General features: G+C 41.2%; 20 protein-coding genes and 1 tRNA gene. 6 read left to right on the top strand and 15 right to left on the bottom strand.

What is annotated here, in order from left to right; genetic code table 11:
* Positions 1 to 148 precede the first annotated feature (148 nt).
* On the bottom strand, positions 149 to 838 hold the full coding sequence (locus N6A79_RS02230; protein WP_268546812.1) for a Tim44/TimA family putative adaptor protein: 690 nt from the start codon (positions 836 to 838) through the stop codon (positions 149 to 151).
* A 608-nt stretch (positions 839 to 1,446) separates the two neighbouring features.
* Between N6A79_RS02230 and N6A79_RS02225 the strand changes: the two genes are divergently transcribed.
* Positions 1,447 to 3,159, top strand: a complete 1,713-nt coding sequence (locus N6A79_RS02225) for a lysozyme inhibitor LprI family protein (protein WP_268546811.1) — start codon at positions 1,447 to 1,449, stop codon at positions 3,157 to 3,159.
* 82 nt (positions 3,160 to 3,241) lie between these two features.
* On the opposite strand, the gene hisG is transcribed toward N6A79_RS02225, so the two are convergent.
* The 3 genes from hisG to hisS all read right to left on the bottom strand — a co-directional run bounded on the left by hisG (position 3,242) and on the right by hisS (position 6,649).
* Positions 3,242 to 3,931, bottom strand: a complete 690-nt coding sequence (gene hisG / locus N6A79_RS02220) for an ATP phosphoribosyltransferase (RefSeq protein WP_182418710.1) — start codon at positions 3,929 to 3,931, stop codon at positions 3,242 to 3,244.
* A gap of 1 nt (position 3,932) precedes the next feature.
* Positions 3,933 to 5,039: an ATP phosphoribosyltransferase regulatory subunit gene (locus tag N6A79_RS02215; protein ID WP_268546810.1), complete on the bottom strand. Its 1,107-nt coding sequence runs from the start codon at positions 5,037 to 5,039 to the stop codon at positions 3,933 to 3,935.
* Between the two features lie 98 nt (positions 5,040 to 5,137).
* Positions 5,138 to 6,649: a histidine--tRNA ligase gene (hisS, locus tag N6A79_RS02210; protein WP_268546809.1), complete on the bottom strand. Its 1,512-nt coding sequence runs from the start codon at positions 6,647 to 6,649 to the stop codon at positions 5,138 to 5,140.
* A 346-nt stretch (positions 6,650 to 6,995) separates the two neighbouring features.
* On the opposite strand from hisS, the gene N6A79_RS02205 reads away from it, so the two are divergent.
* On the top strand, positions 6,996 to 7,781 hold the full coding sequence (locus N6A79_RS02205) for a transporter substrate-binding domain-containing protein (protein WP_268546808.1): 786 nt from the start codon (positions 6,996 to 6,998) through the stop codon (positions 7,779 to 7,781).
* 73 nt (positions 7,782 to 7,854) lie between these two features.
* On the opposite strand, the gene N6A79_RS02200 is transcribed toward N6A79_RS02205, so the two are convergent.
* Positions 7,855 to 8,814, bottom strand: coding sequence for a tyrosine recombinase XerC (locus N6A79_RS02200; RefSeq protein WP_182418706.1), 960 nt, complete (start codon positions 8,812 to 8,814; stop codon positions 7,855 to 7,857).
* A gap of 216 nt (positions 8,815 to 9,030) precedes the next feature.
* On the bottom strand, positions 9,031 to 9,570 hold the full coding sequence (gene pal, locus N6A79_RS02195) for a peptidoglycan-associated lipoprotein Pal (protein ID WP_182418705.1): 540 nt from the start codon (positions 9,568 to 9,570) through the stop codon (positions 9,031 to 9,033).
* A gap of 399 nt (positions 9,571 to 9,969) precedes the next feature.
* Between pal and N6A79_RS02190 the strand changes: the two genes are divergently transcribed.
* Together N6A79_RS02190 and N6A79_RS02185 are read left to right on the top strand one after the other, a co-directional pair.
* Positions 9,970 to 10,043: transfer RNA gene (locus N6A79_RS02190), tRNA-Gln, on the top strand.
* A 376-nt stretch (positions 10,044 to 10,419) separates the two neighbouring features.
* Positions 10,420 to 10,740, top strand: coding sequence for a hypothetical protein (locus tag N6A79_RS02185; RefSeq protein WP_268546807.1), 321 nt, complete (start codon positions 10,420 to 10,422; stop codon positions 10,738 to 10,740).
* Between the two features lie 409 nt (positions 10,741 to 11,149).
* Here the strand turns inward: N6A79_RS02185 and N6A79_RS02180 are convergent, their stop codons facing one another.
* Positions 11,150 to 11,710, bottom strand: a complete 561-nt coding sequence (locus tag N6A79_RS02180; RefSeq protein WP_268546806.1) for a YagU family protein — start codon at positions 11,708 to 11,710, stop codon at positions 11,150 to 11,152.
* 166 nt (positions 11,711 to 11,876) lie between these two features.
* Here N6A79_RS02180 and N6A79_RS02175 point away from each other — a divergent pair, with 166 nt between their 5' ends.
* Complete coding sequence (locus tag N6A79_RS02175; RefSeq protein WP_268546805.1) at positions 11,877 to 12,020, top strand: hypothetical protein; 144 nt, start codon at positions 11,877 to 11,879, stop codon at positions 12,018 to 12,020.
* Between the two features lie 95 nt (positions 12,021 to 12,115).
* On the opposite strand, the gene N6A79_RS02170 is transcribed toward N6A79_RS02175, so the two are convergent.
* The 7 genes from N6A79_RS02170 to N6A79_RS02140 all read right to left on the bottom strand — a co-directional run bounded on the left by N6A79_RS02170 (position 12,116) and on the right by N6A79_RS02140 (position 17,525).
* On the bottom strand, positions 12,116 to 12,595 hold the full coding sequence (locus N6A79_RS02170) for a hypothetical protein (RefSeq protein ID WP_268546804.1): 480 nt from the start codon (positions 12,593 to 12,595) through the stop codon (positions 12,116 to 12,118).
* Between the two features lie 221 nt (positions 12,596 to 12,816).
* Entirely contained in the window at positions 12,817 to 13,335 is a 519-nt protein-coding gene (locus N6A79_RS02165) for a hypothetical protein (RefSeq protein WP_182418701.1), read from the bottom strand.
* A 254-nt stretch (positions 13,336 to 13,589) separates the two neighbouring features.
* On the bottom strand, positions 13,590 to 14,048 hold the full coding sequence (locus N6A79_RS02160) for a hypothetical protein (RefSeq protein WP_268546802.1): 459 nt from the start codon (positions 14,046 to 14,048) through the stop codon (positions 13,590 to 13,592).
* Between the two features lie 193 nt (positions 14,049 to 14,241).
* Positions 14,242 to 14,844 (bottom strand): hypothetical protein, encoded by a 603-nt coding sequence (locus tag N6A79_RS02155; protein WP_268546801.1) that lies wholly within the window; start codon positions 14,842 to 14,844, stop codon positions 14,242 to 14,244.
* A 45-nt stretch (positions 14,845 to 14,889) separates the two neighbouring features.
* On the bottom strand, positions 14,890 to 15,846 hold the full coding sequence (locus tag N6A79_RS02150) for a helix-turn-helix domain-containing protein (RefSeq protein ID WP_268546800.1): 957 nt from the start codon (positions 15,844 to 15,846) through the stop codon (positions 14,890 to 14,892).
* A complete protein-coding gene (locus tag N6A79_RS02145; protein ID WP_268546799.1) occupies positions 15,843 to 17,291 on the bottom strand; it encodes a replicative DNA helicase in 1,449 nt (482 codons plus the stop codon). Before N6A79_RS02145 ends, N6A79_RS02150 begins: the two co-directional genes overlap by 4 nt.
* Positions 17,292 to 17,294: 3 nt before the next feature.
* The gene (locus tag N6A79_RS02140) at positions 17,295 to 17,525 is read right to left on the bottom strand and encodes a hypothetical protein (RefSeq protein ID WP_268546798.1); all 231 of its coding nucleotides are present in this window, start codon (positions 17,523 to 17,525) and stop codon (positions 17,295 to 17,297) included.
* A 333-nt stretch (positions 17,526 to 17,858) separates the two neighbouring features.
* Here N6A79_RS02140 and N6A79_RS02135 point away from each other — a divergent pair, with 333 nt between their 5' ends.
* Positions 17,859 to 18,539, top strand: a complete 681-nt coding sequence (locus N6A79_RS02135; RefSeq protein ID WP_371739716.1) for an XRE family transcriptional regulator — start codon at positions 17,859 to 17,861, stop codon at positions 18,537 to 18,539.
* 95 nt (positions 18,540 to 18,634) lie between these two features.
* On the opposite strand, the gene N6A79_RS02130 is transcribed toward N6A79_RS02135, so the two are convergent.
* Positions 18,635 to 19,960, bottom strand: coding sequence for an NAD(P)/FAD-dependent oxidoreductase (locus tag N6A79_RS02130; protein WP_268546797.1), 1,326 nt, complete (start codon positions 19,958 to 19,960; stop codon positions 18,635 to 18,637).
* Between the last annotated feature and the right edge of the window lie 17 nt (positions 19,961 to 19,977).

Genomic DNA, 19,977 nt, shown 5'->3' with positions numbered 1-19,977 from the left:
TTTGCTATATAGCATATTCACCTATCGGGCGAATAGACCAATTTTTTAAATTTCATTTTTTTGATTGATTTTGTCATTTAAAAAAACAAATTTTATTTTTCAATAAAAAAGCCGCTAAAAGCGGCTTTTAAAATCCAAGAAATAATCCTTACGCATCCTCATCGGTGGCAATCACTTGCCAGTTAGGATCACGCGAGCGTGGATCACGGGCAAAGGTCCACAAATCATGCAATTGAGTTACTTCTTGCGGATCACCTTCAACCAAATTTTCATTTTTATCATAGGTAGCAGAGATCACTTCACTTGCAATACGCACCGTAATTTCTGCAACGCCATTATTGAGATCGGCAGCAACAATATCCGCCTTATCAATACCAACAAACGAAAATTTAACCTTTTCGCCATTTGCTTCACGCTCGCTAATTGCGGTATTAAAACCATCAAAAACATCTTTTGCTAAAAGCGTCTTCAAAGTGTTGGTATCGCCATTAGCAAAGGCAGTCATCACCATTTCATAGGCCATGCGCGAACCATCGCTAAAGCTTTGCGGTGAAAACGAACTATCGGCGGCACGAATGGCGCGCAATCCTTCATTCAAACGGCTTGATTGCGGGGCAATTGCATCAATATCAGAAAAATCATCGCTCCGGCGATTTTGTTTTTTCGCCATTGGTACGACATTATCATCACCGCGCGTTGGGCTGCTTGCTGGTGTACGTTTCATCGGATCAAAGGGAGGTCTTTCATTACCGGTACGCTTACCAAGCGCACTGCGCAATTGCAAAAATATGACAATTGCCAATACGAAAAATACTACGAGTACAACATCAAATTCCATTGTTTTCGTCAGTCTCCTGCCTTAAAATCTAAATGAACTATTCTTACACAACAAGGATAAGATTTGGTCAACCTTATCTTGTTTTAGAGCATAAGCCAAACAAAAAACAGCTTTTTTAAGAACCATTGCGGTTTTTCATTGCTTTAAATATTTGCTATATAGGTAACCATTATCAAACTTGCAAATGACGCACGAAACATTCCTTTAAATCACCGGCTAAGATGTTTAAGCAATTATATTTATAACAACCAATAAATAAATTACTTTTAGATAGTTAGGGTCAGGACCTATTAATTTGAACAAAATGGTATGAGGGAATTTTTGTGAGAACAAGGAGAAGAAACGCAGGAAATATAAATATTTTCAAGGGGCTTCGACAAAGTTATCGCAAAAATTTCCCATATCCTGAAAGGACACAAAAACAGCTGCAATCTACTGCGTCGTAAAGCTTAACTGGGTATACCACTCACTTTTCGCTTTCCTCCTTGTATATTTTTGCTGTTTATTGTGCCATTTCATTTAAATTAATAGGTCCTGACCCTAAGTACTTTAAATAATGTTTTAAAAATATTAGAGTGGCTAATAAATTTTCGGCAAGGTGTGGGGCCATGAATAATATGCGGTTATTTTTTTCCTTTATTTTTATAGTACTATTTTACTTCACAATAATCCCAACAATTAAGGCTGATCCGCTTTATGATCAATGTATGGCAGAAAATCCATTTGGTACTAATTCAGATTGGACTGCATGCGGTAGTGAAAACTGGAAACGGCTTGATAACCAATTAAATGCAGTTTGGAAAATTGTTTTAGCAAGTTATGACGGCCACCCCAAAGCTGAAGGCATTCGCAAAAGCTTAATTGCAGAGCAACGGGCATGGTTAAACTATCGCCAAAATGTTTGTGCAGTTTATGAAAGCGGTTATTGGGGCCGCGATGGTCAAGTGCTCAGTGCTCCCAACTGTAATAATAGCTTACTTGCTAACCGTATTGACGAACTGCGCAACCATTATTGTTATCAAGAAAAATGTGGCTTTGATCAACAGGTTGAACGTGATTTTATCGATATTAAAACGGAAAAATCTATTCTTGATTATTTTGAGACACCAAATCAAAGTAGTTTCAATCAAAGTGATCCGGATCAAGAAAACAGCGCTCAAGAAATTGCTGAGCTTGAAAAGGATTATGGCATCAATTTTGAAAAAGATGCATTACGTGATAAAAATAATTTTAAAAGCTTTTTGGATAAGGCTTGCCTCTTTACCCAATATCTTGATGAAAATGCCAATAATAATTTCCAATATCAAAGCTGCCAAAGTGCAATTATTGACCACCGCATTCAACAACTAGCCTTTGGGAATGATACAGCCACAACCAGCGCATTATCAGATTTTGCCAATATTGGTAAAATATCGCACAAGGGTGATTGGCTTTTTGGTTGCGACCAAGGTTTTAGCTGCACCGCAATTGGCTACCCTAATATTGATAATATATATGATAAAGGTCAATATATCGCAATCCATTGGCAATATAACAGCACGAAACCACCTCTTATACGCTTCATTGTGGCAAGCAATGATCAACATATTACAAGCGGTGAATTTATCTATCATTTTTCCAAGAAAAATCTTAAATTTGGGCTTATTAATGATAGCGCCCCTCAGCCCGTTATTTTTGCGGCTCATATTGGCGATAAAGACAGCGCAAATTTTATGAAGGCACTTTTATCCGAAAAAGAGTTAACCTTTGGTGTTGATGTTGAAGACCTACCTCGCGCTAATATTTCCCTTAAAGAATTTGCAAATTTTTATAATACTCAAAAAGATAATGCTAATGCGCTTTTTGGCAATAAAATTGCGCCTTTGCCGAAAATTTCGGCTCTCGCTTTTACCCTTAATACGCCAATTGCGCTACATGGTGAAGATAGTTCGAATTGCCAAAGTGATAAACCAATAGACTTAAATATTAAGCTAAACAATGGTGAACACTTCATTGCAGTTTGTGATGATTATACAAATAGATATACAGATAATTATCGCTTACAAAAACAAAACCCACAAGGTATGATAACGGCTCAATTTGATGGCAAAGCGAATTTATCTCAAGAAAATTGGCTATATAATTTAGCCGCAAATAATGCTGGACTTGAATTGCGTTCAACCATTCGTTTTAGTTCCAATAATGATTGTGGCCGCGATTTTGGCTTTGTCTATAATGGCAAGGTTTGGCAGTTAAGCACTGCTCGTGCCATGCCTTTTTGCGCGCTCGTTCAGCAAGAGGATTGGCCACAACTTTATAATAGCAATTTGGTAAAACAATAGCCAACTATTAAGGGCTTTATTCAAAGTGAAATAAAGCCCTTAATATTTTATAAAAACACGCGATAATCTTGCCATAGTTAAATTAAATAATAGCCTTCATGCGGCTTATAACCTCATCACTTAGAGCTTTTTCTTTGGTTTGCTTTGATGCAATAAGGCAAGCCTCTGATTTCAAAATCACCCCATCATCAAGCACTTTTAACTGATTGGCGGTTAAAGTTGCACCGGTTGAGGTGATGTCAACAATCATATCGGCAGAGCCAGCGGCAGGCGCGCCCTCGGTCGCCCCCAAGCTTTCAACAATGCGATAGACTTGAATGCCATGCATTTGCGAAAAGAATTTTTGCGTCAAACGCCAATATTTTGTGGCAATGCGCAAACGGCGGCCATGACGCTGACGAAAATCTGCCGCCACATCATCAAGATCAGCCATAGTTGATACATCATGCCAAACCTGCGGCACAGCCACCACCACATCCGCATGGCCAAAGCCCAAGGGCAATTCCACCTTAACCCGCTCGTCAGCATGGGCAAGGGTTTCACGGATTAAATCTTCACCGGTGACACCAAGATCAACCCGGCCATAGCCAAGCTCGCGGGCAATTTCAGAGGCTGACAAAAATTGCAAATCTATTTTTGGTGCATTGGCAATATGGGCGCGGTAGCTGCGGTCATCTTCAGGCAACACCACCTCGTAACCCGCCTTTTTTAATAATTCCAACGACTTTTCTTTTAATCTGCCCTTGGAGGGAAGTGCTAAAGTAATTGCCATTTTATAAATCTCCCCCTACCCGATCAAGCCACATGGAAAAACCAACGGCAGGTATGGGCTTTTTTGCACCAAGCATGGTTAAAAGACTATCATAGCGCCCGCCACCAATCATCACCTCGCCATTTTGCGAGCGGATCTCATAAACAAGGCTGGTATAATAATCGAGCGGACGGCCAAAAGCGGCATCATAATGTAATTTATCAAGATCAAACCCTGCTTTTACAATCGCTTTGCTGCGGGCAGAAAAACGCTCAATTACATCATCAAGCTGCAAATGGTTTTTTTTGGCAAAGCCATTTAAAATATCAACCGCTTTATCAAGCGCGATATCAAACTTCAAAAACTCTTGCAAAGCCGCCATAGATTTTGGATCTAATTGCACTTCTGCAAGCTCTGCCTTTTCAATTAATCGCTGGGCAATTTCTTTAGGGCTGCGCGAAAATGCCGGCGAAATATTAGCACTAATCATTTCCGCTTCAAGCAAGTCTTGCAAACCATCCTTATCATGATTTGCAATTTTTTGTGCAATATGAGCGGGCAATTCTAGCGGCTCACGGGGTTTTGCAAAATCCGCAAGCAGTGCTTGCAAAAGCTGGTCATTACCAAAACAGCGCATAAGCTTTTTTTGCCAACCATGAGGTAAGCCCAGCGCATTTAAAACAGCGGCAAAAAGTGCCTGATCGCCAATTAAAATCTTATCAATCGTTAGCGATGAAACGTCACCAACCAGTGTAAATGCATCATGAAGGGAGCGCGCATCAGCCTCGGCTTCATTGGTTTCGCCCAAATCTTCAATGCCTGCTTGCACAAAGCTACCGGTGCCAACCCGTCTTTGACGGAACACCTCGCCAATATAGGCATAGCGGCGCGGCGTATCATGATTTTCAGCAATGTGGTTTAAACAAACAGGAATGGTAAATTCAGGGCGCAAACAAAGACTGTCACCATTTTCATTTTCAGTCATGAAAATGCGGCGGCGCAAATCTTCACCAACAATATCAAGGAAAGGATCGGCAGGTTGTAAAATCGGCACATTTACAGGTTCTAACCCCATTTGGCTAAAAACTGCGGTGACGCGTGCCGCGTTTGTTGGTCTTTCTGCTGTCATGATGTTGCCTGTCTTTATACTTAGTAACGTAACCTATGAAAGCCAATAATCCGCCTTCATAGGTTAAAGAATAATATTGATCTATTCTTATTACGCTTTTATTGCGGCTTTGCCGCTTTTCTATCCTCTTCTTGGGCGGCAAGGATTTTTTGCACCTCTTGCACAAGATCGGCTTCATCAACGGTTACTTGCGCAGGGCGGCTTTGACGCCATGTTTCATTGTCAGCAATCTCAGCCGATAGGCGTAGCCCCTCCAATAGATCCTTAATTTCAACTGTGCCTGCCTCGCGCTCGTTAGAGCCTTGAATGACAACGCAAGGCGCGTTACGGCGATCAGCATATTTCATTTGCGAGCGCATGCCGGTGTCACCGACATAAAGCTCTGAGCGAATACCAGCAAGGCGCAAATCAGCCACCATTTTTTGATAACGCACCAGCGCTTCACTGTCGCGGTCCATAACCAATACCACAACAGGGCCAACGCTCGTTGAAAGATCTAGCTTGCCTAGATTTTTAAGCGCAGTCATAAGGCGTGATACACCAATGGAAAAGCCGGTGGCTGGCACTGGCTGACCACGAAAGCGCGACACCAAACCATCATAACGACCGCCGCCGCCTACCGAGCCAAAAACAACCTTTTGGCCATCTTCATTAACCACATCAAATAATAATTCGGCTTCAAAAACTGGGCCAGTATAATATTCAAGGCCGCGCACCACGGAAGGGTCAATCTTAACCCGCCCTTCATAGCCTGCTGCATCAAATAGCACATTCATGTCTTGCAATTCGCGCACGCCTTCAAGACCGCGCTCACTGCCTTCAACCACTTTTGTTAAATTGGCAATTGTTTCACTGCCTGTTGTTCCGCCAGCAGCCGTAAAAGCAATGACCTTTTCAATGGCGTCTTCGCTAAGCTCTGCGCCTTTGGTAAAATCGCCACTTTCGTCCGCGCGTCCTTTACCAAGCAAAGCGCGTACGCCTTCTTCGCCAAATTTATCAAGCTTATCAATTGAGCGTAAAACCGTCAGGCGCTTAGCGCTATTTTGCGCCTCACCAAGGCCAATCAATTCCAAAACGCCATCAAGCACTTTGCGGTTATTAACGCGGATTGCATAATCACCGCGCGCAATGCCAAGTTTTTCCAATGTGTCGGCAGCCATCATGCAAATTTCAGCGTCTGCTGTTACATTTTCAGCGCCAACCGTGTCGGCATCAAATTGCATGAATTGGCGGAAACGACCAGGGCCTGCCTTTTCATTGCGGAACACCCAACCAGCGCGATAGCTGCGATAGGGCTTTGGCAAGGTTTCAAAATTTTCAGCAACAAAACGCGCCAATGGTGCAGTTAAATCATAACGCAGCGATAACCATTGTTCATCATCATCTTGTAGCGAAAATACCCCTTCATTAGGGCGATCTTGATCAGGCAAAAACTTGCCCAAAGCATCAGTATATTCAAAAATCGGAGTTTCAACGGGTTCAAAACCATAAAGCTCATAAACACTACGAATGGTTGACATCATTTCTTCGGCGGCACGCAATTCGGCAGGATGGCGGTCAACAAATCCACGCGGTAGTCTTGCCTTGGTTTTTTCTTTGTCTTTAGCCATTTGCTTTCGCCTTTGTCTTTTCGTTTACTGTCTTTAAAACCCATATATACATGTATATACATGAGTTAATTGATAAATTTATATCTATTGCCTTTAACATTGAAAAGGCAAATCAAACAAGTATTGATTGAAAGCATTTGCTTTAAATTTTAGGTTATTGGCAATATCTTACAGCTGTTAGCGCCCATGACGGGATTTTGTAGCTGTTTTTGACGATTTTTCAAATTTAGCAAAATAAAGCCACTCCAATAAAGCCCCAATAAAATTTACAAAAAACAGGTTTAACAAACGCGGTTTATGGCATATGTTAGGCTAAGGGTTGAATATTGGGTTAAAAGGAACGAGTATGAAATTATTTGCAATTGCCACGATGGCAGCAGCGCTTTTTATCAGTAATGCCAATGCTGAAAATCTGCGCCTTGGTATAAGCGCCGATTTCCCACCATGGGGTTTCACCACACCAAGTGGCGAAATTACCGGTTTTGAGCGCGATTTGGGCGATGCAATTTGCCAAAAGATTGATGCCACCTGCACATGGACCAACCAAGCCTATGATGGCTTATTGCCAAGCTTGCAAATTGGTAAATTTGACATGTTGCTTTCTGGCATTTCCATCACTGAAGAACGGGCAAAGAATGTCGACTTCTCCATTCCTTATGGTGAATCACCTTATCAATTTGCAGCCCTAGCTGATAGCCCGCTTAAAAGCGTTAAAACCACTGCCGAGCTTGAAAAAGCTTTAGAAAATAAGGTTATTGGCGTACAAAGTGGCACCACCCATGAATTTGTGGTAAAAGCCCATTTTAAAGATGCCGATGTGCGTATTTATGAGCGCAATGAACAAATCGTTGACGACATTCTAGCTGGCCGTCTTGATGCTGCTCTTCTTGAAATTACTGTTTGGGAAGGCTTATTGAAGGACGATCATAAGATTGAACGCTTTGGCCCAATCCTTACCGGTGCTGATTATCCTGAATTTGGCCAAGGCATTGGCGTTGCAATGAAAAAAGGCAATAGCGAATTAAAGGCTCGCGTTGATAAAGCCATTAGCGAATTAACCGATGATGGCACGGTGAGCAAATTATCTAATCAATATTTTGGCTATGATGTATCTTTCAAAAAGAAAGATTAATCTTTAAGACATAACCAACAATAAGCCTGCTGCAGTCCTTCAAACATTGCAGCAGGCTTTTTTGTGCATATGATTATCGATCAGCGCGCGGATGGGCATTTTGATAAACCGCCAATAAACGCTCTGTATCCACTTGGGTATAGATTTGCGTTGTTGAAAGGCTGGCATGGCCAAGCAATTCTTGGATAGAACGCAAATCGCCACCGGCGGTTAATAAATGGGTTGCAAAAGAATGGCGCAATGCATGCGGTGTTGCACTATCTGGAAGCCCAAGGCTGCCACGCATATGCTGCACAGCACGCTGAATAATAGCTGGCTGCAAAGCACCGCCCCTTACCCCGCGAAATAGCGGTTTTTCACGCTCCAAGGCAAAAGGGCAAAGCTTGCGATAATGATTAACTGCGGTAAAAACTGCCGGTAATATTGGCACAAGACGGGTTTTGCCGCCCTTACCGGTGATATAAAGGCTGGTTTGCGCGGCATTTTCAAGCTCTTTCGCTTGCAGCGACAAGGCTTCCGAAATACGCAAGCCGCAACCATAAAGCAGTGTTAAAACGGCAGCATTACGGGCGCAAACCCACGGCTCGTCGCTATCTTGCGCGGCGATGGAGACCACGTCGCGCGCGCTTTGCGGCGCAAGCGGCTTTGGTAAACGCTTATCTGGTTTGGGGCTACGAATAACTTTAGCGGCGGGAACATGAGCAAGGTCTTGGCGGCCAAGATAATCAAAAAATGAACGAATACCGGCAAGACCACGCCCTAAACTGCGCGCACTAATATCATCGCGCCGCCTTGCTGCTAGAAAGCTGCGTAAATCGCTCACTTTTAAAGCACTTATATCGCCAAAGGATACCGCGTCACCATTATATTGGGCAAGAAAATGCAAAAATTGCCGTGTATCACGCTCATAAGCTTCAATGGTCAAGTTTGATAAGCGCCGTGTATGCAAAAGATTTTCAAGCCAATTTTTGCGGGCCAATAATACATCAGGCTTGGCAGGTAATAGCTCTATATCATTTGATTCTTCACGCATTATGGTCTTTCCATCTAAGTTGCGAATAACAAAAAGGCTTACCCATATGATAACGGATAAGCCTTTCATTTTTATAAATACTTAAATCTTAGAGCGTTTTTTAGAAAAGTATGAAACGGTTTTCGGACAAAAAACGCGGTGTAAACAATGGATTAAGGCGCTGACCTGATCCAATCAGATCGAAATGCGCTCTAACGCCTGCAATAAAGCCAAGATTTAGCTATTTGGCGCATTATTAACCACTGTAACAGCGCGGCGGTTTTGTGACCAACAAGAAATATCGTCACAAACAGCAACCGGACGCTCTTTACCATAAGAAATGGTGCGCATACGATTAGGTGAAATACCTTGTGAAATTAAGAAATCGCGGGCAGCAACTGCACGGCGCTGTCCAAGGGCGATATTATATTCACGGGTACCGCGTTCATCGGCATGGCCTTCAACGGTGATGGTATAGTTAGGATAACGCTTCAACCATTGGGCTTGGCGCATCAAAGTTTGCTGACCATCGCCACGAATAGAGGATGAATCGAGCTCGAAGAACACGCGATCACCAACATTTACGGTGAAATCTTGTGCTGTTCCAGGTCTTGCACTACCTGAGCCATATTGGCCATTGGCACCATATTGACCATTGGCACCAAATTGGCCATTGGCATCTAAACCGGTGTTTTTCTTAGCGCAACCAGCAAGGGTAAGCGAAAGAAAAAGTGCTACCGTAACGGGATGGCGTATAATTGTCTGGAAACGGCGCATGTGCCGGCACTCCCTTAGTTGGTCTGTTGATAATTTGTCTTTAGCCTAAGTTCATTAAAGGCAATTCAATAACTATGGTTAACAAACGATAAACTTGAAATTTTTATCACTTTTTGACGTATTTTTTTGCAAAAAAGCAAAAAACATCATCAAGGCTTGCAGTTTTCATCGCCAAAAATTACGGCGTTTAAACGGCGATCATCAATTTATTTTACCAATGATTATAAAAGTTAGTCAAAAAGACGATATTTTATCGCTGACATATTTGCGCAATAGAATTTAAAAACAAAGCAAAAAGAATAGGCAATTGGTGCTTTTTATCTTGATTGGCCTGAAAAATATGATAGAAGTCACCGCACTAGAAGATTCGGCTTCAATATATTTGCCGCTAATCTGTCTTGGGGAATAGTTTAAGGGTAGAACAGCGGACTCTGACTCCGCTAGTCTTGGTTCGAATCCAGGTTCCCCAGCCAATTTTTCAAAAATTTTAAAATGCTTTAAAGATTGAAAACATCTATCCACAATGGCTTTATCCCCTTTTTAGCTAACATCATGGCAACAAGAGATTTAAATATTTAGTTTTCTTTGCATTACTTAAACAAAGATTGCCATTGGCTGTTTTAGAGCTGTAGCCTGCGCATAGGCGGCTTAAATTGCATTAAAGTTGATAGTTTATTTGGCAGTCAACCGCTTTTGCTTTGCAATTTGTGACATATTGCTACGCCCTTATAGATCAGCATCAATAAATTCCAATAAGCTAAAGTATAGATTTTTTTAAATGATTGCAGCAATTAATATAATTGAGTACTATATATATTTATTTAAGTTTATTTACATAAAGGATTAAACATGAAAAAAATATTATTTTCTTTAATTTACTTTTCTTTATTATGCCTTTTAATTGGCTGTCAGCCGCAAGTTATTCAACCTCCTTTACCAACTGCCGCCTCTTTTCATAAACCAGGGGTAAGCCTTGAAGATACCCAAAAAGCGCTTAGTGATTGCTTCCAAAAGAGTAAAAATAACATTATCAATTACACCTTGGACGATGCGGCTAAAAATAACGTAAATGTAAAAACAAGTTTATGCATGAACAATTTGGGTTTTACATTAGACAAAAATGCCCATATTTTCTTTAGACCTGTCGTTACTCCAAGAGGGTGGTGGTAGCAATAAATTTGGCCTGAGCCTTATACCGCATTTTCAATGGCAATTTTTTGATTGTTTAATTGTTTTAAGCGCCTTTGGTCTTCTGTTACCAATGCTCAGCGATTAGTCTTTATGCACGAGCCCAGTTGATAGAATATTTGGCATTTATTTCACAGCTTACCAATGACAATATAGATACAAAGACAAAGAACATAATTGCCATACACCTTAGCATCATTTTAGCCACTTTTTAACTGGCATTAGCGGTTGGTTTAGATGTCATCAAGGTTATTTTAAGCAAAAAACCGCCTCATAAAGGCGGTTATGTTTAATGTAAAAATAATATGGTTAGCAATTTAAGCTATTGGCAGGCATATAGTTTAGCCTAATCTTATTTCTTTGCTTGTCTGCCAATGCTTACAACTCATTATTAAGCTGCCATTACATCCGTTTTACCACTTATTCTATATCTTAAATCATGTCTAAAAATTTCAATCGTCCATGCCCAAACTAGGTGCCCGAAACTTTCTGAAAATAATTCGTCAAAAGGCAATTTCCAAATTGGCGGCGCCCAGCCACCGACTGGTAACACCAAGCCATGAAAACCGATTGTCACGACAACACCAAATAAAAGACCTTGCCAAAGTTTAACTTTTGGAAAAATTTCAGCGGCGATACAGTAAGCAACAGCAAAAACAATCGAAAATAAATAATGAACACCTGATATGCCCCAATTAACTATATGATCTGAATAGTGATAGATCATATTGCTGGAATCAATACCAAAGCTTTGCAACACTTCCGCAGGTGGGATCAATCTATCGGCGGTGCGTGGAGGCAGAACACCTTCAACTCCAGATTTAACAAAACCTGATATAATGCCTCCGGCTAAACCGACAATTACAGCAACGCCAAATAGCCGATCTTTAGGGTTCGTTCTAACAAATAATGATGTCATAATATAACTACTCGCAGATGAAATATAACCCATCAATATCCATATTTAGCTTAACCGCAAGTCACAATAAAGAGAGCAAAACCAGTCATTTACCTCAACTTACAGCTTGCCAATATTAATAATGATGTTTAGCCGCACCTTGAATAGATTATTTTCGCTCCATATAGATCTGCAGTTACAATATTTTAGGATTTAAATTATGAACCGATTTCTTTATCTCATTATTGGTGCGCTTATTGTCGTTGTTATTGGTTTTGGTTACTACACCTATAAGCAAGAAAAACAACCATCAGGCATTGAACTAAAACTCGATCAAAACGGCGTTTCGGTCGATCAGCATTAAAAAATGTTGAGCAGATTTTTTTAAGTTACTGCCCAACATTTTTTTCGTTAATAGTGCCCGAACTATAAGATTTAGGGCTAAACCTTAAATCTTATTTATGAATAGAATACAGGCAAAGTGTTTAATGAGAGCTTATAATAAATTGCATTGGCGTCTCCCCCAACAGGAATAGACCATTGCGTAGCTGGGGCAATGTCTTTTAAAATGCCTATTGGAAAACGTCCCTCACCCGGTGATAAATGTAACGCATCATGATTTGAAGCAAAAATAGTTTGGCCAATATTAACAATCGTTACGTCTAATGGCTTTACCAAAGCATCAGCCATAAACATTACGTCCCCCCCCTGCATTGGTCGAACTTTAATATCGCCGTCTTCTCCATTTGTATTGTCATACATGCCCTCTTCGTATTGTGTTGACACGTAACCAATAAATACAACTGCATCAGGATGATTAATTGGAACAAGCAATCTATTCTTTGTTAATGCCAATAAATTACCTCCTCGCAAATTAACACCAGCTTTTACGGGATAGTTATTATCTATATAAGCCTCAGTTACACCTTTAATAATCATATTAAATTCCTTTTAAGTAAATTTCATTTCGCCTGACCTGTTTTTGCAGCGGCATTTTTAATTTTATATTTTGTATCTATACAGTAATTGTGACTATATTCACGTTTTGTTCTATAACCGCAATTTATATAAGAAGTTTCTGACTTATGCTTTGTCAAGCCAATAGGCTGTTTGTAAAAGGCAACCAATGTGGCTGCCTTTATATATTTTAAAATATGGGCTTACGCTTTATAGCGTGGCAAATTTACACTTGTATCAATCCAGTGGAAAAGTTCGATGGAAAGTTCACCAGATATATTGTGTTTTGCAGGGCCAGTCATGAGATAAATACCGATGGGAAAACGACCTTTACCTGGTGTTTTATGGAATGTGCGATTGGCGGATGCATAAACAATTTGACCATAATCCTGCTGGCTAAACTCCAAAGACGCAAAATCACTAATAGGAAAACCGCAGATAGGTCTATAAAAATTACCCATTTTATCGCCATCTTGACCATTACTATTATCTAAAAATTGTTCCATGTGCGTAGAGTTATACATTACCTCAAGTTCAGGATCACCAACATATTTTTCTAGCGTAATGCCAGCAAAACTGGCTGCATCTGGATGCTCGATAGGCACCAAATAGCGTTCTTCTGTATAGGCAACCAACATATCAAAATCGAGCTTGATACCACCTTTTAAACCACGATTTAATTCTGGGTAAGTATAACCAATTGATAAATTTGTAGTTGTCATTTTAAATTCCTTTTAAGTAAATTTCGTTTTGCCCGCCTCGCTTTAGCAGCGGCAGTTTTTAAATTTGGCAGTTTAGATCTATGCAGCAATTGCGGCTATATTCACGTTTTGTTCCATAGCCGCAATTTATATAGGAAGTCTCCAACCTATGCTTCGTTAAAAAAACTAAGCAGATATTTTTATAATTTGCTGAGAATTTGGCTTCAAGCATCGCCTTTACAGCAACGCTTTATCAGCATAGCGCCAACCCAAAATTAGCGAAAAATCGGCGCAATTTTGCTTACATCAATTTCATAAACAATTTCATTTGGATCACGGCTTGGATCCGTATTATTATTTTTTTTCACACTTGTTAAAGTGCCAATCGGAATGCGGCCAGTGCCTGCTGTTGTATGAAGAGTTTCAGGAAAAGACAAGTAAACTTGCTGATTGAGATTTTCAACTTTAACATCAAATTCTTTGGTTAAATCTGACGCAAAAAATTGAAAATTTTCATAAATCCGGACATAGACTCCTTTATCACCATCTTGACCATTGGTGTTATCTGGATCATCCTGACTTCCTATACGACCAGCATAAACAATACCATCAGGATGCCCTAAAGGCACAATTAAACCATCTTCAGTCAAAGCAGTGCAGTCACCAGGACTGAGTGCCACCCCGCCTTTAACCAAATAACGTCCTTCACTGTTGGTTTGAATAATATTTGCCATTTTAAATTCCTTTCATTTAAAACACACGCTAGCTTTTATAACAAAAGCCTTTGTAGTATAAATTTCATAACTGCTAAGTTTTGAAGGCGTCTTAGCAATTGCGGCTTAGTTCATGTTTTGTTCTTTAGCCACAATTTATATAAGAGGTTTATGACATATGCTTCGTCAACAAAAAAATTGACAAAAATATTTTTTATGAAAACCGGCGAGGAGCGTTAGTTTTGGCGCAAAAATGGCGCACCAATGCATTTAAAACCATGCGGGCAGCGCCAATTAAATTTTCAAGTTCAACATCATTAATAATCACATATTGCAAGGCGGCATAAAGATTTTCATGGCCATTATCAAATTGCGCTTCTTGTATGGCTTTCATCGCATTTTGATAACGCTGGCGCGCCCTCAACACCCAATCGGTGTATTCTTGCATATTATCGACATTCATGGACTGCCCTGTTTTTTCATAAAATGCACCAGGCGACAGTAGCGAACAGCGATAATCATTGCGGATTTTTAAAAATTGCAGGGCGGCATCATATTGATCTTGGCTTAAACCGTTGGCAGCGCCTTTCATCGCTAAACGGCCAATAAAAGTCGCGGCCATTGGGTTTCTCGCCTCATGAACATTTAAACCAAAGCGGCGCGCCCGCACTTCAATTGCTAATTTATCAATTGGTTCTTGTGGCCCTTTAGCCCTTGAAACACGCCCATTAGGCTCGCGCAATTTGCCATGTATGCGTGGACGACCGCCTCTTTTTTTAACATGTTGAGCATTTGTTTTTGCCTTTTGTTGTGCCATGATCATTCTCCTATTTTTAAATTGATAAATTGCGTTATTGTGGCGTTATTGTGCGGCAGCTAAATATGTTTCAGCCCAGCCTATGCCATCATTTGGCAAAACAAGCTTAGCTGGCACAAGTGAGCCTTGACGATTGGGCATTGGTCCCCAAAGGCTTACCTGCCACTCTTTACGGCTGCGGCCAAAATCTAATATTTTTTGCCAGCGTTGATCATCAAAGCTGCCAATATTGCACTCGCTTGGTAAAGTTTGCGCCTCTTGCGGTTGAAAGCCATCAAAGCGCCTTTGGCTGATAAAACGGCAAAAATGCACAGGGCGATAATCGAGGTTTTTCTGGCAATGCGCCTTAAAATTGGGGATAGCAGCAAGTAGCAAAGCACGGTCGCTCGCATCTAAACGCTGCCACTCGCTAAAACCTTGTTTTTTTGACATATTGCAGTCAGTTGGGTATAATTTCCAAGCATTTTCAAATGCTTGTGGATAGTTTGGCTTTTTGTTTTTAGCTTTTGACGCGAATAATTCTTGTTGTGATTTTTCTTTTTGGTTATCGCCTAAGTTTTCCTGTGGGTCGGAATGCTTTTCCGACAAAGAATAATCTTCTGGTATTTCTTCCAGTTTCTTATAAGGAGTATCAACAATGCAACCCTCCCCCGTATGTGCCCCAACACCCGCCCGTTGCAGCTTGCTACCCTCGCCTTTGCAATTGCTATCCGCGGATAGCAAATTGTCACCCTCAAAATGCAATATATAGCTATTTGCAAGTTGGCGGCCATCATCACCAAATTCACGGTTAATGCTAATCCAGCCATTTTGCTCAAGCCATTGCAATTTGCGAATAACGGTGCTGCGCGCGCAACTGCTTTCTTGGCTGATGCGCTCAAAAGTTGGGAAGCATTTGCCTGTTTTGCTGTTTAAGCAATTGGCTAATGATATAAGCACCAGTTTGGCGGTTGGATCTTTTATTGTTTGATCTAAAACCCAAGCAACAGCTTTTATACTCATGGTCTTGCTCCATTTCTAATTGCTGCACATGCCATATCGGCAAAAACCCCAATGGTTTTCAACGGGCCATTACGCTGTTTGGCCACAATAATTTCCATTGTATTTTGGGTGTCAATTAAGCGCTCGACACGCGCACTTTCCTTGTCAAAATCGGCATATTTTTCGCGGTCAAGATAATAGGCCTCACGATGCAAAAACATAATCGTATCAGCATCTTGCTCAATGGCACCAGAATCGCGCAAATCGGATAGTTGAGGGCGTTTATCACCGCGCTTTTCCACCTCGCGGTTAAGCTGCGATAGCACCACCACAGCAATATCAAAATCGCGGGCAATGGCTTTTAAGGTTGCGGTCATTTCGGCAATTTCATTATTGCGGTTACCGCTATAGCGGTTGCTCGCGCGAATAAGCCCCAAATGGTCAATAATCAACACCGATAATTCAGCGCCGCCTTTGATAAATTCAGCTTTCATCGCTTCAACCTTGGCGCGGATTTGCGCAATGGTAATGCCTGATTGATCGTCAATCAAAATCGGCAAATTACCAATGGCTTGGCAAATTTCTTCCATTTGCTCCAATTCATTAAGGGCAATTTTGCCATTGATAATATGGGTGTAGGGAATATCCATGCGCTTATCAAAAGCAATATCGCTTGCCATACGCGCCGCTAGCTTATCCTTATCCATTTCAAGCGAAATAATACCAACGCCATGCTTGCCAGATTTAGCAACAGCACGGGCAATAGCGGTGGCAAAAGTGGTTTTACCCATCGATGGGCGCGCACCAATTAAAATTAAATCACGTTTTTGAATACCACCGGTAATCGCATTTAAATCAACAAGCCCCCAATTTAAACCTGTTAAACCATTGTTAGAGCTCGCTGCTTTTCTTGCAGCAATAAAAGCACTTTGCATGGCGCGTGAAAGGGATGTTCTAGCATTGCTGCTAGTGGATTTACGGCATTTTACCAAAATATCATCAAAGGCTGCAACAGTTGAAGAAACAAGCCCTTGAAGCGATGCTAACGGGTCTTGTGCAGCAATAGCGATATTTTGCGCGTGATCGGATAATTGCACCCTGCCCCATTGTTCAAGCACGCGCATTGCCCGCTCTTCAACACTCGCAGGACGGGTAATGGTGCTCGTGGTAAGGCGCACCAAATATTCTGCCCAATTAACAAAGCCACGCGCTTTTAATTGTTCTTCAACCCCTTGCGGGCAGCCTTTTACAATAATTGGCAAAGTGGTTGATTGATAGGTATCAAAGCCGCGCTGCATGGCATTAAAAACACTTTGATGCAGTGGCTCAATAAAATTTTCAGCCGATAAAATAGCCGATGCCTTGATGAAACATTCTGTTTCCAATAGGCAACCACCTAGCAAATCTTGCTCGATTTCAGGTATAAAAGCGTTTTGATTAACCGATGCATTTGAAAATTCGGCCATAAACTAATGCTCACTTTTTTTAAGGTTAAAACGACCCATTTTTTGCGAAAAATGAGTGGCGGCCTCATGGTCAAAATTGCGGTTAGAAAATGTAGCTCCATCCATTTTATTTTGCTGTAGGACGTGGCGTAATAATGCACGCCCTGCCGGTGTTACTGGCAAATGCACAAGCTTGGCCTTGGCATCAAGCCCCGCTAATAGCCGCTTTGCCGCTTGTGAAAATGTTTCACTCATTGCGCCACCTCAACTTTATTAATATCCAACTTATTGGTAGCAGCAAATAAAGGGATAAAGCGGTATAAAAACCACTTATAATTTTGGCTTTGTAATTTTTTAGGCTTTGATAATGGGTTAAGAATTGAGGGATCAGCGTGCCAATGCTCGCTTTCATATTGTTTTTAAAGTTATTTTTAGTAAAAAGTTTGAGTTTATCTATTTCAGAAAATCTGAGGTAATGAGCAAGAAAATATTGTACGACTCGTTTTTTCATAGTTGGATAATAGTTGTATTTATCCAACTTTGCAAGTGTAATTTTCCCTCTTTTAAAAAAGTTGGAAATATCCTATAATGACAAATATGGAACAATTACGTAAAATTATTGCAGCACGCTTGCAAGCGCTCAATATCGGTGCAGTTGAAGCTGCCACTAAGGTTGGGCTTGAAAAAGGCTATATTCGAGATTTCCTATCGGGGCGTAAAAAATCCTTTAGGAACGATAAATTTGCGCAATTAGCCCAAGCGCTTGAGTTAGATATGGCAGAGCTTTTAGAGGCAAGCACACCAGAGCAAGCCGCAAGGCTTAGCCTTGACGCGCCCAATGCTAAAATAGTGGGGCCCATCCATTTTGATACAAGCCGCAAAATCCCTATTTATGGCCAAGCGGTTGCAGGAGTTGATGGAGAATTTTTGCTCAATGGCAACGTGCTTTATGATGTTATATGCCCACCACAATTATGTGATGTAAAAGATGCTTATGGCGTTGTGGTGAGTGGAGACTCTATGTCGCCGCGCTATGAAGATGGTGAGGTGGTTTTTCTCAACCCGCAAAGGCGTGTAAAGCAAGGCGATTATGTGGTGGCGCAAATCCAAATGGATGAATTTTCAACCCCTCATGCTTTTGTCAAACGTTTTGTGCGCCACAATGCGCAAGAATTGGTGCTATCACAATTTAATCCGCCAAAGGAATTGCGGTTTCCTCATGCCCAAGTGGTTTCCGTGCATTTTATTGCTGTTGCAGGCGAATTGTAAAAATTAAGCATTATGAAATGTGATAGCAAAGGTTGGCAATCGGCAATATAAGTTATGGCGCGAAAATGCGGGAAATTCTTTATATTTCTCCCGCTTTATATTTCTCCTTTGGCTTGCCACTCTTCAATGCTCATACGAATGGTGGCACCAATGGTTTTAATCGGCTCTGGTGGGCACCATTTGGGATTACTGGTTTTTAGCAAATAGCGCATTTCTTCACTATCAACATTGCAAGCAAGATCCGCAAGATAAGTGCCAAGCATCGAACTTCGTGTTAGCCCGCAGCCATCCCCCACTGCGGCGGCATAAATATGGGGGCTTTTTTGAAAAAAGAATGAATCGCCATTCATCGTAAGCGGTATCATACCACCATAGACATATTCAAAATTAACATGTTTTAAACTTGGAAAGCGATTTTCAAAGGCTTTGCGCAATTGTTTCCGTGCTTTAAAAACCCGTTCTGGCGACAGGGTTAAATGGGTGGGAAACGTTAAGCCATTGCGCACAAAAATGCGGTTGGTTGACGTAAAACGCACCGTAGTACCTGCCGCATGGGCAGAAGTGCAACCCCATGGCGCAATATTTTTAATCGATGCGAGTTCATCCTTATTTAATTCACGGCTAAAAGCTGCAAAACTACCTGCAGGCGTCATACGGCCTTTTTTCTCAATATCAAAACGATCTATAAAAACCCCCGCCAATAGTAATAATTGCCCAGCTTTTACGGTTTTGCCATTGGTGAGGCTTATGGTTACCACTTTGCCATCATCAAATTTTAAGACAGGACATTGTTCAAAAACATCGACATTTTTTGGCAAAACACTGGCAAAAGCCCGCACCGTTTCAGATGGATTAATAAGGCAAGTGCCAGCCGTATATAAAGCGCGCTTATAATAATGCGTACCCATACGCGTGACTAATTCGTCATGCTCGATAAATTGGCTTGAAGCACCAATTTGATCAAGGATTGCTGCCATTGCATCAAGATTTTTTAAATATTTTTGCTCATGGCCGGCAAGATATTTGCCACAATCCAGCCAATCAATTGCAAGCTGATGGTCATCTTTAAGCTTGCGCAAGCGTTTGATGATGAGGTTATTTAAATAAAAGCGATATTTATGGTCGGCAATCGTAATCCCCGGCTCACCAAAAGAATGAGGAACATCAATTAAAAACCCAGCATTGCGCCCACTATCACCCATACCAATTTGCAAGGCTTCAAAAAGGGCAATTTTTGCTTGTGGTCGGTGCTCGGCTAAGCGGTGGGCAGCGTTAACCCCTGCAAACCCACCGCCAATAATGACAAAATCATAATCCTTTTCCATCAAATCATGATTGGTAAATGAATGGTTTTTAAAACGTGACAATTCAAACCAGCCAAGATCTCCTGCCTTGGCTGGGAAACGTTCTATCTCTTGCATTATTCCTCCCCATCGCG

The sequence above is a fragment of the Bartonella sp. HY761 genome (assembly GCF_026743145.1).
In the GTDB taxonomy this organism is placed as follows: domain Bacteria; phylum Pseudomonadota; class Alphaproteobacteria; order Rhizobiales; family Rhizobiaceae; genus HY038.
Note: the sequence above shows the minus strand (reverse complement) of the source record. Positions and strands in the feature narration are given on the sequence as shown.

Bases quoted from the DNA above. Each gene is read 5' to 3' on its own strand.
- N6A79_RS02200 (WP_182418706.1), bottom strand. From the start codon at position 8,814: ATGCGTGAAGAATCAAATGATATAGAGCTATTACCTGCCAAGCCTGAT.
- N6A79_RS02180 (WP_268546806.1), bottom strand. From the start codon at position 11,710: ATGGGTTATATTTCATCTGCGAGTAGTTATATTATGACATCATTATTT.
- N6A79_RS02185 (WP_268546807.1), top strand. From the start codon at position 10,420: ATGAAAAAAATATTATTTTCTTTAATTTACTTTTCTTTATTATGCCTT.
- N6A79_RS02165 (WP_182418701.1), bottom strand. From the start codon at position 13,335: ATGACAACTACAAATTTATCAATTGGTTATACTTACCCAGAATTAAAT.
- hisS (WP_268546809.1), bottom strand. From the start codon at position 6,649: ATGGCTAAAGACAAAGAAAAAACCAAGGCAAGACTACCGCGTGGATTT.
- pal (WP_182418705.1), bottom strand. From the start codon at position 9,570: ATGCGCCGTTTCCAGACAATTATACGCCATCCCGTTACGGTAGCACTT.
- N6A79_RS02145 (WP_268546799.1), bottom strand. From the start codon at position 17,291: ATGGCCGAATTTTCAAATGCATCGGTTAATCAAAACGCTTTTATACCT.
- N6A79_RS02150 (WP_268546800.1), bottom strand. From the start codon at position 15,846: ATGAGTATAAAAGCTGTTGCTTGGGTTTTAGATCAAACAATAAAAGAT.
- N6A79_RS02170 (WP_268546804.1), bottom strand. From the start codon at position 12,595: ATGATTATTAAAGGTGTAACTGAGGCTTATATAGATAATAACTATCCC.
- N6A79_RS02225 (WP_268546811.1), top strand. From the start codon at position 1,447: ATGAATAATATGCGGTTATTTTTTTCCTTTATTTTTATAGTACTATTT.
- N6A79_RS02175 (WP_268546805.1), top strand. From the start codon at position 11,877: ATGAACCGATTTCTTTATCTCATTATTGGTGCGCTTATTGTCGTTGTT.
- N6A79_RS02230 (WP_268546812.1), bottom strand. From the start codon at position 838: ATGGAATTTGATGTTGTACTCGTAGTATTTTTCGTATTGGCAATTGTC.
- N6A79_RS02140 (WP_268546798.1), bottom strand. From the start codon at position 17,525: ATGAGTGAAACATTTTCACAAGCGGCAAAGCGGCTATTAGCGGGGCTT.
- N6A79_RS02215 (WP_268546810.1), bottom strand. From the start codon at position 5,039: ATGACAGCAGAAAGACCAACAAACGCGGCACGCGTCACCGCAGTTTTT.
- N6A79_RS02130 (WP_268546797.1), bottom strand. From the start codon at position 19,960: ATGCAAGAGATAGAACGTTTCCCAGCCAAGGCAGGAGATCTTGGCTGG.
- N6A79_RS02135 (WP_371739716.1), top strand. From the start codon at position 17,859: ATGACAAATATGGAACAATTACGTAAAATTATTGCAGCACGCTTGCAA.
- N6A79_RS02155 (WP_268546801.1), bottom strand. From the start codon at position 14,844: ATGGCACAACAAAAGGCAAAAACAAATGCTCAACATGTTAAAAAAAGA.
- hisG (WP_182418710.1), bottom strand. From the start codon at position 3,931: ATGGCAATTACTTTAGCACTTCCCTCCAAGGGCAGATTAAAAGAAAAG.
- N6A79_RS02160 (WP_268546802.1), bottom strand. From the start codon at position 14,048: ATGGCAAATATTATTCAAACCAACAGTGAAGGACGTTATTTGGTTAAA.
- N6A79_RS02205 (WP_268546808.1), top strand. From the start codon at position 6,996: ATGAAATTATTTGCAATTGCCACGATGGCAGCAGCGCTTTTTATCAGT.